Origin of the sequence: Pseudomonas shirazensis (genome assembly GCF_050496565.1) — a bacterium.
Classification (GTDB): domain Bacteria; phylum Pseudomonadota; class Gammaproteobacteria; order Pseudomonadales; family Pseudomonadaceae; genus Aquipseudomonas; species Aquipseudomonas shirazensis_A.
In genome coordinates this window covers 111,600-123,742 of record NZ_JBNWAE010000008.1, presented here as the reverse complement: position 1 = coordinate 123,742, position 12,143 = coordinate 111,600, and the positions used below count along the sequence as shown (strand labels likewise).

Genomic DNA, 12,143 nt, shown 5'->3' with positions numbered 1-12,143 from the left:
GATATCGGGTGTCGTGATCGCGCACCTGCGAGGCGGTCTCGCATAATTTCCAGCCGCTCTTGCCCGGTTAAATGGATGTGCATTCGAGCTGGCGCGCTGCTCTGCAAAGCGTGTAAAACGTCCCGCCAGGCGCACACAGAATGTGCCTACCCCCTTGTATTCGAAGGAGATTATTTTCGCCTACGCCTGCCCGTCCTTCCTTGTGTCAGCAAAAAGAGAACAAGATCAATGAACACCGTGGGATCTGCTGGAAGTAACCTCGCGCAAGGGTTCAAACCCCGTCACGTCACGATGCTGTCCATCGCCGGCATTATCGGCGCGGGGCTCTTCGTCGGCTCCGGGCATGCCATTGCGGCAGCCGGCCCAGCCACCATCATTTCTTATTTCGTTGCCGGTACCCTGGTGGTGCTGGTGATGCGCATGCTCGGCGAAATGGCCGTCGCGCACCCCGACACCGGTTCGTTTTCAACTTACGCCGACCAGGCCATCGGCCGCTGGGCCGGCTATACCATCGGCTGGCTGTACTGGTGGTTCTGGGTCCTGGTCATCCCCATCGAAGCCCTTGCCGCCGGGCACGTGCTCAACGCCTGGTTCCCGCAGGTGGACAGTTGGATCTTTGCCCTGGCCTCGATCATTCTGCTGGCCGGCACCAACCTGTTCAGCGTGGCCAAGTACGGCGAGTTCGAGTTCTGGTTTGCCATCCTCAAGGTCGTGGCCATTCTCGGTTTTATCGGGCTGGGCTTTGCTGCGTTGCTGGGGTGGCTGCCCAACCGCGAAGTCAGCGGCCTTAGCACGCTGGTAGACGAGTACGGCGGCTTTGCGCCGAAGGGCTGGTCGGCTGTCATCGGCGCGTTCATCACCGTGATGTTCAGCTTCATCGGCACCGAGGCAGTGACCATCGCCGCCTCCGAGTCCAGCGACCCATCGCGCAACATCGCCAAGGCCACTCGCTCGGTGATCTGGCGGATCAGCACCTTCTACATCCTGTCGATCTTCGTGATCATCTCGATCGTGCCGTGGAATGACCCGCAACTGGCAGTCGTCGGCTCGTACCAGCGCGCACTGGAAATCATGAACATCCCCAACGCTGCGTTCATGGTCGACTTCGTGGTGCTGGTCGCCGTGGCCAGCTGCATGAACTCGTCGATCTACATCGCCTCGCGGATGATGTACTCGCTGGCCAAACGCGGCGACGCCCCGGCCCTGCTGAAAAACACCTCCAAGGTTGGCGTGCCGCGTGCTGCGGTGTTCGGCAGTACCCTGATCGGCGCCGCGATTGCCATCCTCAACTACTTCGCCCCGGCCGGCGTGTTCGAGTTCCTGCTGGCCAGCTCCGGCGCCATCGCGCTGCTGGTGTACATGGTCATCGCCATCTCGCAGCTGCGCATGCGCCGCCGCCTGGAGCGGGAGAACACTGAGCTCAAGTTCCGCATGTGGCTGTTCCCGTACCTGACCTGGTTCGTGATCCTGTTCATCGCTGCGGCGTTGAGCGTGATGATGTATACCCCAGAGCACCGTGCCGAAGTTTCGGCGACGCTGGGGCTGGCGATCGTCATCTCTTTCCTCGGCATCATCACTACTCGCGGGCATGGCCGCACCGCTGCAGCCAAACCGCTCACAGACGCCGCGTAGGATACCCATGCGCGGACTCCTGTAGGAGCGGCCTTGCCGGGGCGCCGGACCGGTCGGAAAGGCCAGCGTAGCTTGCCCGGCGATTATGCGGTGTGGCACAAATCCTGGGGCCGCTGCGCGCCCCTTTCGCGACACAAGGCCGCTCCTACGCGGACCTCGTTATACCTGGAGTTCAGCTCTCGACTGGCTGCTGCTTGGCTATCTCCTGGTTACGCAGGATAAACCGCTGCAACTTGCCACTCGGGGTCTTCGGCAGTTGCTCGACGAAGTCGATCTCGCGTGGATAGGCATGCGCAGCCAGGCGGTTGCGTACGTGCAGGCGTAGCACTTCGGCCAGCTCTGGGCTCGGTGCATGTCCGCTGTGCAACACCACAAACGCTTTGATCAACTCGGTGCGCTGCGGGTCGGGTTTGCCGATCACGGCGGCTTCAACCACCGCCGGGTGTTCGATCAGCGCGCTCTCGACATCGAACGGGCCGACGCGATAACCGGAGGTGGTGATCACGTCGTCGTTGCGGCCAACAAAGCTAATGCTGCCATCGTCATTCAACTCGACGATATCGCCACTCAGGTAATAGTGGTCGACAAAGGCCTTGGTCGGCATGCCGTAGTAGCCGTCGAACCAGCACAGCGGCGAGCGCTTGCGATCGACCGCGAGCACGCCCGGCTGCCCCGGTGGCAGCTCGCGGCGTTGTTCATCCAGCACCACGATGCGGCAACCCGGCACGGCGTAACCGGCTGAGCCTTCGCGGATCGGGTGGCTGAGGCCGTGGTGGTTGCACAGCACCATGCCGACTTCGGTCTGGCCGTAGTGGTCGTGAATGACCACGCCGAGCTCTTCGGCAAACCAGCGGATCACCTGCGGATTGAGCGGCTCGCCGGCACTGCTGACGGCGCGCAGTTTGCCGCGTATGGCATCGGAGAATTCGGCACCGGCGGCGATCAGCAAGCGGTACGCGGTGGGGGAGCCGGCGAGGTTGCTGATCTCATATTTGTTGATCAGGCGGCTGGTGCTTTCGACCGAGAACGGGCCGTCGTAGAACAGCGTGGCCTGGCCGCAGGCGAGCGGGCCGGTGACGGCGTAGTACAGGCCGTAAGCCCAGCCAGGGTCGGCGAGGTTCCAGAAGCGATCGTCGTCGCGCAGCTCGATGGCGTCGCGCATATAACTCTTGAACGCGAGGATGGCGCGCAGGGGCACTTCCAGCGGTTTGGCCGGGCCGGTGGTGCCGGAGGTGCACATCAGCAGAAACGGCGCGTTGCCGTCGAGCAGCGCCGGCGGGCAGTCAGCCGAATGCTGGGACAGCACGTCCCAGAAGTCGTAGTCGTCCAGGTCCAGCCGGTCGGCGCCAACCACGATGATGTTCGGGCAGTCGGCGATGTCGTCGAGCTTGGAGCGGTTGTGCGGGTCGGTGAGCAGCCAGCGCGCCTTGGAGCAGCTCAGGCGTTGTTCGATGGCCTTGGGGCCGAACGCAGTGAACAACGGCTGATAGACCGCGCCGATGCGCCAGGTGCCGAGAATGGCAATTAGCAGCTCAGCCGTGCGCGGCATCAGCCCGGCGACGCGGTCGCCCGGCTTGACGCCCTGGCTGCGCAAAAAATTTCCGAATTGCGCGGCCTGAATCTGCAACTCGCTGAAAGTGTGCTGGGTAGCACGGCCATCGCGGGTTTCGCAGTACAACGCCACGGCGTCACTGTAGGCGTGGCGGTCGCAGCATTCGATGCAGGCGTTCATCGCGGCCAGCTCGCCGTGCAGGTCTTGCGCGGCCAGCTGATGGTAATTGAAGGAAGTCACTGCTGAGTCGTAATCGCGCATAAAGTACCTGATTGTTATTGTTTGGAATCTTTAACGCCGCGCTGGCGCTGGATTAGCGGTCGATCATCTGCGCTGCTTGTTGGGTTGCCTGACTGGTGCGCGTGGCCAGCTTGCGCACCTCGTCGGCCACCACCGCAAAACCACGCCCGGCTTCGCCTGCGCGGGCCGCTTCGATGGCGGCGTTCAAGGCCAGCAGGTTGGTCTGGCTGGCGATGCCCTGGATGGTGGCGACGATGTGGGTCAGTTTGCCGAGGGTCTCCTGCATCACCTGATGTTGTTGCGCCTGTGCCTCGCGGATGGTGCTTTCTTCATGGCGGGCATGGATATCAGTTATAGCTCCGACTACCCGCAAAGGCGCGCCATCTGCAGCACGCCGGGTTTGCCCGCGGCCGCGGAACCAGCGGTAGGCGCCGCTTTGGTGGCGCAGGCGGTACTCGACATCGAACGGGGTGTTGCCGCTGCGATCGTCGACATGGGCGACAAACGCGGCGATGGCGCGGGCGCTGTCGTCCGGGTGCAGGCGCGAGGTCCAGCTTTCCAGGGTGTTGGGGAATTCTTCGACGGTGCTGCAGCCGAGCAGCCGGCGCATCTGCGACGACCACCAGATGGTGTTGCTCGGGTTGGCCGGGTCGCCGGCGACGACTTCGATATCCCACAGGCCGTCGTGGAGCATTTCGCGGGAAATGTCGAAACGTTCGGCGGCCAGCTCCAGCTCTTGGATGTGCAACTGTTGCTCGTGGATGTCCCGCAGGGTTCCCGCCGTGGCGATGGCAACGCCGTTGGCGTCACGCAGCGAACTGCCGCTGACCCGGCACCAGCGGTAGTCGCCGCCGGCGGTGAATTTCATGCGTACATCCAGCACAAACGGCGTGCGCCCGCTGCGGTCGGCGAGGTGCCGGGCCAGGGCTTGCTGATGGGCGTGGCGATCGGATGGGTGCAGCTGTTCGTTCCACTGGCCCAACTGAGGCAAGTGCAGCGCCTGCACTGAAGAGCCCGTCCACTCCATCGCGCACTCTGGCGCAGCCGTGCCTGTGCCAGTCAAATGCAGTTGCCAGAACAACGCATCCGCCCCTTCGGTGACCAACGTCCAGCGTGCTTGCAACTGCTGCGCCTGTTCGTCGCGATCAGCCAGGCGCTGTTGCAGTTGACTCACCTGCGCGGCGAGTTCGCGAGCCTGCTCTTTGAGCGTGCGCCGCTCCTGCAGCAACTGCTCGACGCCGGTGAGGATGCGCCGCAGCAGCGGGTTGCCCGACGACAGCGGCGTACTCGGCTGGTCGGGCTGGTCGAGGCGGTCGGCGAGTGGGGCCAGTACCCAGCGGCTGGTGCGATTGAAAAACAGCATGCTACATCTCCAACTAGATAGCGGCAGCAGCCGGTGATGGCTGCGTCTGGCTGGCCGACAAGGCGAGGTTGTCAAAGCCGCTCGCCCAGGGCAGTGCCGGCCAGGCCGACGGGCCGGTAGCGATTTCGTCTGCGCTCAACAGGCAGTGGTCGAGCTCGCGTTGTAACGCCTCGGTATCGAGGTCCTGGCCAATGAACACCAGCTCCTGGCGGCAGTCGCCGACGATGCTGTCCCACTTGGCCATGATCCCTTGCAGGCGGTACTTGTCCTGCGGCCACTGCGACGGGTCGATGAAGTTCCACCAGTGGCCGACGTAGTCCCACTGAAACTGCTTGCCGCTGTGCACCAGCAGGCCGATTTCGCGGTGGCGGCTGGCCAGCCAGAAGTAGCCTTTGCTGCGCAGCAGGCGGCCATTGCTCCACGGGCGGGAGAGAAATTCGAGCAAGCGTTGCGGGTGAAACGGCGCGCGCTCGCGATACACCCACGAAGTCACGCCGTAGGTGTCCGACTCGGCGGCGGGAGTGTCGTCGGCGTCCATCTGCTTCATCCAACCGGGCGCGGCGGCCAGGCTGGGCAGGTCGAACAGCTGGGTGCCGAGGATGGTGGACAGTTCAACATTCCCGGCTACCATCGGCAGGATCTGCGCGCCGGGATTGAGACCGGCCAGCACCGCCCGCAGCGTCTGGTAGTGCGCGTCGTCGATCAGGTCGCACTTGTTCACCAGAATCACGTTGGCGTACTCGACCTGCTCGATCAGCAGGTCAGCCAACGGGCGCCGCGGCGCAGTGGCGTCGGCACGCTCGACGGTCTCCGGCGAGTCGAGCAAGGTCTGAAACTGGCTGGCATCGACCACGGTTACCAAAGTGTCCAGCCGCGCCAGTTCGCTGAGGCTGAAACCTTCGGTGTCGAGGAAGGCAAAGGTCTCGGCCACCGGCATCGGCTCGGAAATCCCGGTGGACTCGATCAGCAGATAATCAAACCGCTGCTGGCGCGCCAACGCGCTGATCTGCTCGAGCAGGTCGGCGCGCAGGGTGCAGCAGATGCAGCCGTTGCTCATCTCGATCAATTCGTCCTGGCCACGGTGCAGGGTTACATCACGCTGCACCTCGGCGGCGTCGATGTTGACCTCGCTCATGTCGTTGACGATCACCGCCACTTTCAAACCCTGGCGGTTGCGCAGGATATGGTTGAGCAGGGTGGTCTTGCCTGCGCCGAGGAAGCCGGAAAGGACCGTCACCGGCAGTCGGCCTGCCTGGGCGCCGGCGGTCATGCGTGCACCGCTCGCGGGCTGTCGAGCTTGTCCAGGTAGCTTTCGAACAAATCGACCACCACCAGGCCATCGTCGGCGGCGTCGCCCCACAGGTCCTTTACCCGGAACTCGACGTGGTAGGTCGGCTGATGCGCCGCGCTGCGGTCGCCGTGGCCAATCGCATCCGGGAACGGCCACTGCGCAGTGGTGCGGTGCAGCACCACGCCTTGCTTGCCGCGCACATAGGCCGGCATGCGCACATGCCCGGCGACGTATTCATCACGCACGATGACCCGGTCGCCGACTTCGAACGGCGGGCGCCCGGTGATCGCTTCGCGGCCCTGGGCATGGGCCGGGTTGGCCAGCTTGAAGTGCGAGCCAAGGGCTTCATCCAGTTCGGCCTGGGTGATGACGCCGGTCTCCACCAGCAGGGTGGCGGTGGCGATGACGTAGCGCTCGTAGTACTCGGTGCCGACATGCTGGCGCACATCGATGCGCTCCACGGCGTGACGGATTTCGTCGACACTGAACTTGCCCATGTGGTCGGCGCCAATGAACATCAGGCTGTAGGCCAGGTGCTCCCAGTCCTGCTTGAACACCTGCTTGTAGCTGAGGCTGTTGATGCGGTGGGGCACTTTGCCAAAGCCCTGGAAACCGCCGAGATCGTGAAAGCCATCCATTTTGAACACTCCGCAAGGGTAGGGGGTTGGGCGCTTTGCTCAGCCGACACGCGGCAGGGCGACGCCGATCAGCACGTCCTTGGTGACCAGTTGGCGCAGCTGCTCTTCGCTCATGTGCTCGGAGCCCGCTGGCCGCAGTGGCAGCACCAGGTAACGGCTTTCGGCGCTGGTGTCCCAGACCTTGATCACCACGTCTTCCGGCAACTCGGTGCCCAGCTCGCGCAATACCGTGCGCCCCTCGCGCACCAGCCGCGCACGGAACTCGAAGCCCTTGTACCACTCGGGCGGCAGGCCCAGCACCGGCCAGTTGGTGCAGGAGCACAGGCTGCAGACGATCACGTTTTTAAGCTGCGGGGTGTCTTCCAGGGCGACGATGTATTCGCCCTGCGGTCCGGTGAAACCGAACTGCGCGCAGGCGGCGGTGCCGTCCTTGAGCAGCAGCTCGCGGAAGGCCGGATCGACCCAGGCCTTGGCGACGATGCGCGCGCCGTTGTCCGGGCTCCAGCCGTGTTCCATCAGCTGGGTGAGCTGCTCGATGTAGCCTTCGGGGATGAGGTCTTTGTGCTTGAGCACTGCGTACAGTGCCCGCGCCCGCTCACCCGGGGTTGATGTTGCCGTCATGGGATTACTCCTCTCGTTCAACACGGTTGTTGAAGGATGTTGCTGTTCTAGTTGTGGTGTTGCCGGGGCGTAGCGGCTGGCGCTTGCTTACAGCGTGCGCCAGTCCACCGCGCCTTCGAATGCCGCCGCCGCCTGGTAAATTGTGCCCTCGGCGTAATGCTTGCCGACCAGCATCAGCCCAACGGGCAGGCCGTCGACCAAACCGCAGGGGATCGACATGGCCGGGTGGCCGGTGATGTCCTGGGCGGCGGTATTACCTAGCATTTCCAATGCCCGCGAGACGTTCTCGGTGATCGAGCAATCCGCCGCTGGCAGCGGCTGGGCGATGATCGGCACGGTCGGCATCACCAGCAGGTCGTATTCCTCCAGCGCCTTGTCGTAACCGGCGCGGGCGAAGCGGGCGATGTTCTGCGCCTTGGCGTAGTAACGGCCGTGGTAGTGATCGAGGCCAAACTGCCCGACCAGCATGCACAGCTTGAGCGACGGCGAGAGGGCGTTGGCCTGGGTGCGCCAGCCGACCTGTCTGTCGAGCAGGCCGACGTCGTACAGCCCCTTCCAGTTAAAGCCCGCGCCGTTGCCGTGCATCATCTGCATGGTCAGGCCTTCGCAGCCGATCGGGCCCCACAATGTGCCGGCCAGGGTGTGCTCGGGCACCGAGACTTCCTCGACCAGCGCGCCCAACGCTTCGAACTGGGTGATGGCGGTGCGCACCGATTTGGCAACCCGCGGGTCGAGGTTGGCCAGCTCGAAGCCTTGTTTGAGGATGCCGATGCGCAGGCCGCGCACACCGCGATCAAGGTAGTGGCTGTAAGCGTCGATTGCAGGCGTGCCCTGGCGTGGATCGAGCCCATCGGCGCCGGCCATCACTTCCAGCATCAGCGCGTTGTCGCGCACGTTGTTGGTCATCGGCCCGACATGGTCGAAGGTCGCCTCGACCGCCATCACCCCGGTATACGGCACCAGGCCGAAGGTCGGCTTCAGGCCATAAATGCCGCACCACGCCGCAGGAATACGCGCCGAACCGCCCTGGTCGCCGCCCACCGCCAGGTCGACTTCACCCGCCGCCACCAGCGCCGCACTGCCCGACGACGAACCACCCGTGCTGAAGCCCGGGCGCAGTGGGTTGTGCACCGGCGCCGGGTCCGAAGTGTGGCTGGCGCCGGACAGGCAGTAGTGCTCGCAGGTGGCCTTGCCGAGGATGGTCACCCCGGCGTCGAGCAAACGGGTCACCACGGTGGCATCGAACGCCGGCACATGGCCGGCCAGCGGCGCGGCGCCGTTCATCATCGGCACGCCGGCCAGGGAGATGTTGTCTTTCAGGGCAACGGTTTTACCGAGCAGCTTGCCGGAGCTGGCGCCCATCACTTCGGTGCGGTAGTACCAGGCGTTCAGCGGGTTTTCGCGGCTGGACGGGCGATAGCCGGCGGTGCGCTCGTAGCGCACCAGCGGGGTGAAGTCGGGCAGCTCGTCGACCAGGTCGTAGGCGTCCAGGCTGGGCTGCATGAGCGCCAGATATTCGCTGGCTTGCTCGGGCGTCAGCTGCAGATGCAGGCGCGTGGCGAGGGCCTGCAGTTGTTCGAGCGTCGGGCGGGTGATGGCCATGGTGTGTCCTGTTTCCGATGCCAGGCCTCAGGGCCCGGCAAATGCCTGTGCGAGAGGCCCGCCGCGGCTGGGCCTGCTACTAAGCTAGCGCCAGCGCGCGGGCGGCACTTGGTTGAGCAGGACAGTCGCTTGGTTGAGCAGGACTGCCTTGCGCCAGGTGCTGAGCCTCATCTAGATGGCCGAGCGCTGTTACGACTCGAGCTTGGGCACCGCGGCCTGCGCCGCCGCTTCGCCGCGCGCGGGCCAGACCACGCCGACGCTCTTCATGCCCTTGGCTGGGTCCATCTCAGGGTTGGCCAGCACCACGTCACGGTAGGACGGGCTGCCGATCACCGCCGGCTTGAACTTGATCAGGAAGGCGTTGACCTCCTCGCGCAGCTCCGGCGCCAGGTTGTAGTCGTTGTAGCACTCCTCCAGGCAGTCCAGCGTGGCTTGCCAGTGCACCTCGGTCAGGCCCATGCCGCGGTGCGCGGTGACCATGTCGCGGCCGCGGTACTTGGCGCTGCCGCCCCAGTGCTGAGAGAGGAAGTCGACAAAGTTGATGTGCTCTTTCTGGAAGGTCGACTCGGACATATGCGCCCAGATATGGCCAATGGCCGGGTGGCCCATGGTCTTGCGCAATACCGCACCGGCGAACTGGTAGATCACGTCGTAGCCGCCCAGGCGGGTGTACAGCGAAGGTTGTTGTTCGGTAGAGGCGTTTTGGTCAGTCATGGGAGTGCTCCATTTCAGCTGAGGATTGGCAGACGGTTAAAAGACCCGGACATACCTGAGGTTCAGGCGGAAGTTCTCTTTCGGGCCGTTTTCTACCGCAAGGTCACGCCCCAGCTGCATCTGCAGCTGGTCCTGAGCGGTAAAGAACTTGGTCGCGGTGACGCGGACATTGGTGGTTTCGCCGCGGTCATCCTGGGAGGTGCCATCAACTTTGTTTTCGCCACCCCAGGTGTGGCCAAAACCAAGGGCCAGGGACGTGCCCGGGTCGATGATGTAGCGCCCCATCAACTGCGCGGCGTAGGACATGTCCTGTTCACGGCGCACCGAGTTGGCGCCGAAGTCATCGTTGTCGCCGTACCAGATCGCATCGCCGACCACGTCGACTGCCCACTTCTCGCCAAAGTGCTTGATGTACGCCGCCTGCAAGTCGACCTTCCAGCGGTTCTCGCCTAGGTTGAGCGCGTCTTTGCGGTCGTAGTTACCGGTGGGGGCGATCAGGTAAACCGTGGCGCCGACCGTGTCGTTGGCTTCGTTCAAGCGGTACTTCAGTGGCGCGGTGAGGATGAGGTCACCGATACCGCTGGTGCTGCCCAGCGCCGAGGCGTCGCCGCCGCCGGAAACATGGCCGAACGGCAGCAGGAACTGCGGCTCGATGGTCAGCCGATCGGTCAACTTATAGACGTGCAGCAAACGCAGGATGCCGACGTCAGAAGTCAGGTTGAAGTCCGAGCTGGATTTGTGGCCCTGGGCGTAGGCGCTGTCGGTAGTGGAGTGCTGGTAATAGACCACACCGAAGGTTTTATCCGCCGGCAGCACTTCGTAATCCCCCGGCGAAACTTCAACTGCCTGCACAGACAGGCACGGCGCGGCTGCCGCGAGCATCAGGTAACGGAGCTGTTTCATGGACTGAGTCCTTATTGTGAGCCCAAATTCGGGCAAAAAGAGCCCCGCTGCCGTAATAACGGCAGGTGCAGGGCTAAACGTGGAGTCGTTTGTTAGTTGGTGCTTACTTGCGCGTCACGCAACATGCCCGTGTGCGGGTGGCAGTTGATATATTCGAACACCTGGCTGCTTGCATCCGACACCGACACCTCGTGGTAAAGGCGCAACTTCTGCAGCCCCGCCGCCACCCGGAAGAAGGTGACGAAGATGCGCAAGTGTGTCGGGTGTGATTCCGCCCAGCGTTCGAGCTTTTCTACCGAGCGCCAGTGGCCGATGTTGTAACTCATGTCGAGGAAGTTGCCGTGCGCATCGATATTGCGCACGAAGCGATTGCTGTAACAGCCCAACGGCTGGCAGTTATCACGCAAGAAATCCATACCGTCCTGCAAGGTCGGCAAGATCTCATCCAGGTACAACGAACGCTCCGCCGCCTCCGCTGCGGCCCAGTCCTGGCCCGAGCGAATCAACGCGATATTGTCATGGCCGACCACCACCACCCGACCGCCCTTGGCCGGGTCACCAGACACCACCCGCAGCTCGCCGTCAGGGTTCATCCAGTCGGTTTGCGACACCGGGAAACGGTCACGCATCGAGCCCCAGTAACCGTGCTCTTCGATCTCGCCACTGGTGTTGTCCATCACCGCACCAACACCCGGCAAGTCGCTTTGAAACGCATACAGCGTCTCGAACTGCTCAGCCCGCGGCGCGGAGATTTCACGGTAATAACCCAGGCCATCATTCAAGCGCTGCGGCGAACTCCACCAGCCCTCCACCTCGGCCGAACGCACCCAGCGGCAATAAGCGCCGGCGTCCTTCCAGTAGCCGACGATGATCAGGTTGTCGTAGCCGCTGTTGTCGGTGTGGTGGGTCAAGTCGTGGGTCAACGGGCCGTCGGCCAGGCTGAAGCTGGCAACGATGTCACGCATCGCCTGCAAGGCCTGCTCACGCTGGCCGTCACCTTTGTATTGCACGCCCAGATAAGCCATCACCACCTGCGTCAACTGCTCATCAGCCCGGCCCACCCACATCGGGAACGGCGGCTGGTAATCATCAGGCACCCGGCGCGACAACGTGCGCGGGCACTTGAGGTGTTTGTCGATTGCAGACTCCATCACAGGCTCCTCATTATTTTATTTTCAGGCACACGCTCAGTTTTAAGGGCGGCATTCGCCAGCCGGGCCCGCACTGCACAGGCCCCCCACTCGAGCAGCCACGACAGAAACTCTTCGGGCGCCAGGTCACGCATGTGCAGCCACCTGAACTCATCGGCCACTTGCTGTTGTTGTTTGAATTGCATGGGCTCACCTCATCGGCATGGGTTGCTGATTCGCCGTAAGGTCAAAGTTAGGCACCACTGACCACCCCCGCTTTGTTCGCAAGGACAATCGTTTGGTTAAAAAAGACAGCACCAAAACACCCGCTTGAACACGAACCAAGAGGGTGCGGCGCACCAGGCAAAACCGGACTTTTGCCCTGAAATGGGGAGGGAGGTGGATGCTGTTAACAGCCACACCTTTGCGCAATCCCGCAGTAGACACTCTCGCGCCA

At 63.4% G+C, this 12,143-nt stretch carries 10 protein-coding genes and 2 pseudogenes; 1 reads left to right on the top strand and 11 read right to left on the bottom strand.

Annotated features, from left to right (window positions below):
* Window positions 1-228 precede the first annotated feature (228 nt).
* A complete protein-coding gene (gene gabP / locus ACQZ2L_RS13625; protein WP_430326608.1) occupies window positions 229-1,632 on the top strand; it encodes a GABA permease in 1,404 nt (467 codons plus the stop codon).
* Between the two features lie 172 nt (window positions 1,633-1,804).
* Here gabP and ACQZ2L_RS13620 read toward each other — a convergent pair whose 3' ends face one another.
* The 11 genes and pseudogenes from ACQZ2L_RS13620 to ACQZ2L_RS13570 form a co-directional block, all read right to left on the bottom strand.
* Window positions 1,805-3,445 (bottom strand): AMP-binding protein, encoded by a 1,641-nt coding sequence (locus ACQZ2L_RS13620; protein WP_430326607.1) that lies wholly within the window; start codon window positions 3,443-3,445, stop codon window positions 1,805-1,807.
* A gap of 55 nt (window positions 3,446-3,500) precedes the next feature.
* A pseudogene (locus ACQZ2L_RS13615) lies at window positions 3,501-3,761 on the bottom strand (methyl-accepting chemotaxis protein); the annotation flags it as partial.
* A 30-nt stretch (window positions 3,762-3,791) separates the two neighbouring features.
* Window positions 3,792-4,451, bottom strand: a pseudogene (locus ACQZ2L_RS13610) (PAS domain-containing protein); the annotation flags it as partial.
* Between the two features lie 349 nt (window positions 4,452-4,800).
* Window positions 4,801-6,057, bottom strand: coding sequence for a GTP-binding protein (locus ACQZ2L_RS13605; RefSeq protein ID WP_430326606.1), 1,257 nt, complete (start codon window positions 6,055-6,057; stop codon window positions 4,801-4,803).
* The gene (gene nthB, locus ACQZ2L_RS13600) at window positions 6,054-6,716 is read right to left on the bottom strand and encodes a nitrile hydratase subunit beta (protein ID WP_430326605.1); all 663 of its coding nucleotides are present in this window, start codon (window positions 6,714-6,716) and stop codon (window positions 6,054-6,056) included. Before nthB ends, ACQZ2L_RS13605 begins: the two co-directional genes overlap by 4 nt.
* A 39-nt stretch (window positions 6,717-6,755) precedes the next feature.
* Window positions 6,756-7,337, bottom strand: a complete 582-nt coding sequence (gene nthA, locus ACQZ2L_RS13595) for a nitrile hydratase subunit alpha (protein WP_430326604.1) — start codon at window positions 7,335-7,337, stop codon at window positions 6,756-6,758.
* A gap of 87 nt (window positions 7,338-7,424) precedes the next feature.
* Window positions 7,425-8,939, bottom strand: a complete 1,515-nt coding sequence (locus ACQZ2L_RS13590) for an amidase (protein WP_430326603.1) — start codon at window positions 8,937-8,939, stop codon at window positions 7,425-7,427.
* A gap of 189 nt (window positions 8,940-9,128) precedes the next feature.
* Window positions 9,129-9,653 carry a group 1 truncated hemoglobin gene (locus tag ACQZ2L_RS13585; RefSeq protein ID WP_314877176.1) on the bottom strand — a complete coding sequence of 175 codons (525 nt, stop codon included), beginning with the start codon at window positions 9,651-9,653 and terminating at the stop codon, window positions 9,129-9,131.
* Window positions 9,654-9,689: 36 nt separating this feature from the next.
* On the bottom strand, window positions 9,690-10,556 hold the full coding sequence (locus ACQZ2L_RS13580) for a transporter (protein ID WP_430326602.1): 867 nt from the start codon (window positions 10,554-10,556) through the stop codon (window positions 9,690-9,692).
* Window positions 10,557-10,648: 92 nt separating this feature from the next.
* Window positions 10,649-11,707: an aliphatic aldoxime dehydratase gene (oxdA, locus tag ACQZ2L_RS13575; protein ID WP_430326600.1), complete on the bottom strand. Its 1,059-nt coding sequence runs from the start codon at window positions 11,705-11,707 to the stop codon at window positions 10,649-10,651.
* Window positions 11,707-11,892 carry a hypothetical protein gene (locus ACQZ2L_RS13570; protein WP_430326598.1) on the bottom strand — a complete coding sequence of 62 codons (186 nt, stop codon included), beginning with the start codon at window positions 11,890-11,892 and terminating at the stop codon, window positions 11,707-11,709. The genes oxdA and ACQZ2L_RS13570 overlap by 1 nt, the downstream gene beginning before the upstream one ends.
* Window positions 11,893-12,143: the final 251 nt, after the last annotated feature.

What these genes read in the sequence shown, in the direction of transcription:
- nthB (WP_430326605.1), bottom strand. Translation starts at nt 6,716, where the DNA reads ATGGATGGCTTTCACGATCTCGGCGGTTTCCAGGGCTTTGGCAAAGTG.
- ACQZ2L_RS13590 (WP_430326603.1), bottom strand. Translation starts at nt 8,939, where the DNA reads ATGGCCATCACCCGCCCGACGCTCGAACAACTGCAGGCCCTCGCCACG.
- gabP (WP_430326608.1), top strand. Translation starts at nt 229, where the DNA reads ATGAACACCGTGGGATCTGCTGGAAGTAACCTCGCGCAAGGGTTCAAA.
- nthA (WP_430326604.1), bottom strand. Translation starts at nt 7,337, where the DNA reads ATGACGGCAACATCAACCCCGGGTGAGCGGGCGCGGGCACTGTACGCA.
- ACQZ2L_RS13605 (WP_430326606.1), bottom strand. Translation starts at nt 6,057, where the DNA reads ATGACCGCCGGCGCCCAGGCAGGCCGACTGCCGGTGACGGTCCTTTCC.
- ACQZ2L_RS13620 (WP_430326607.1), bottom strand. Translation starts at nt 3,445, where the DNA reads ATGCGCGATTACGACTCAGCAGTGACTTCCTTCAATTACCATCAGCTG.
- ACQZ2L_RS13570 (WP_430326598.1), bottom strand. Translation starts at nt 11,892, where the DNA reads ATGCAATTCAAACAACAACAGCAAGTGGCCGATGAGTTCAGGTGGCTG.
- ACQZ2L_RS13585 (WP_314877176.1), bottom strand. Translation starts at nt 9,653, where the DNA reads ATGACTGACCAAAACGCCTCTACCGAACAACAACCTTCGCTGTACACC.
- ACQZ2L_RS13580 (WP_430326602.1), bottom strand. Translation starts at nt 10,556, where the DNA reads ATGAAACAGCTCCGTTACCTGATGCTCGCGGCAGCCGCGCCGTGCCTG.
- oxdA (WP_430326600.1), bottom strand. Translation starts at nt 11,707, where the DNA reads ATGGAGTCTGCAATCGACAAACACCTCAAGTGCCCGCGCACGTTGTCG.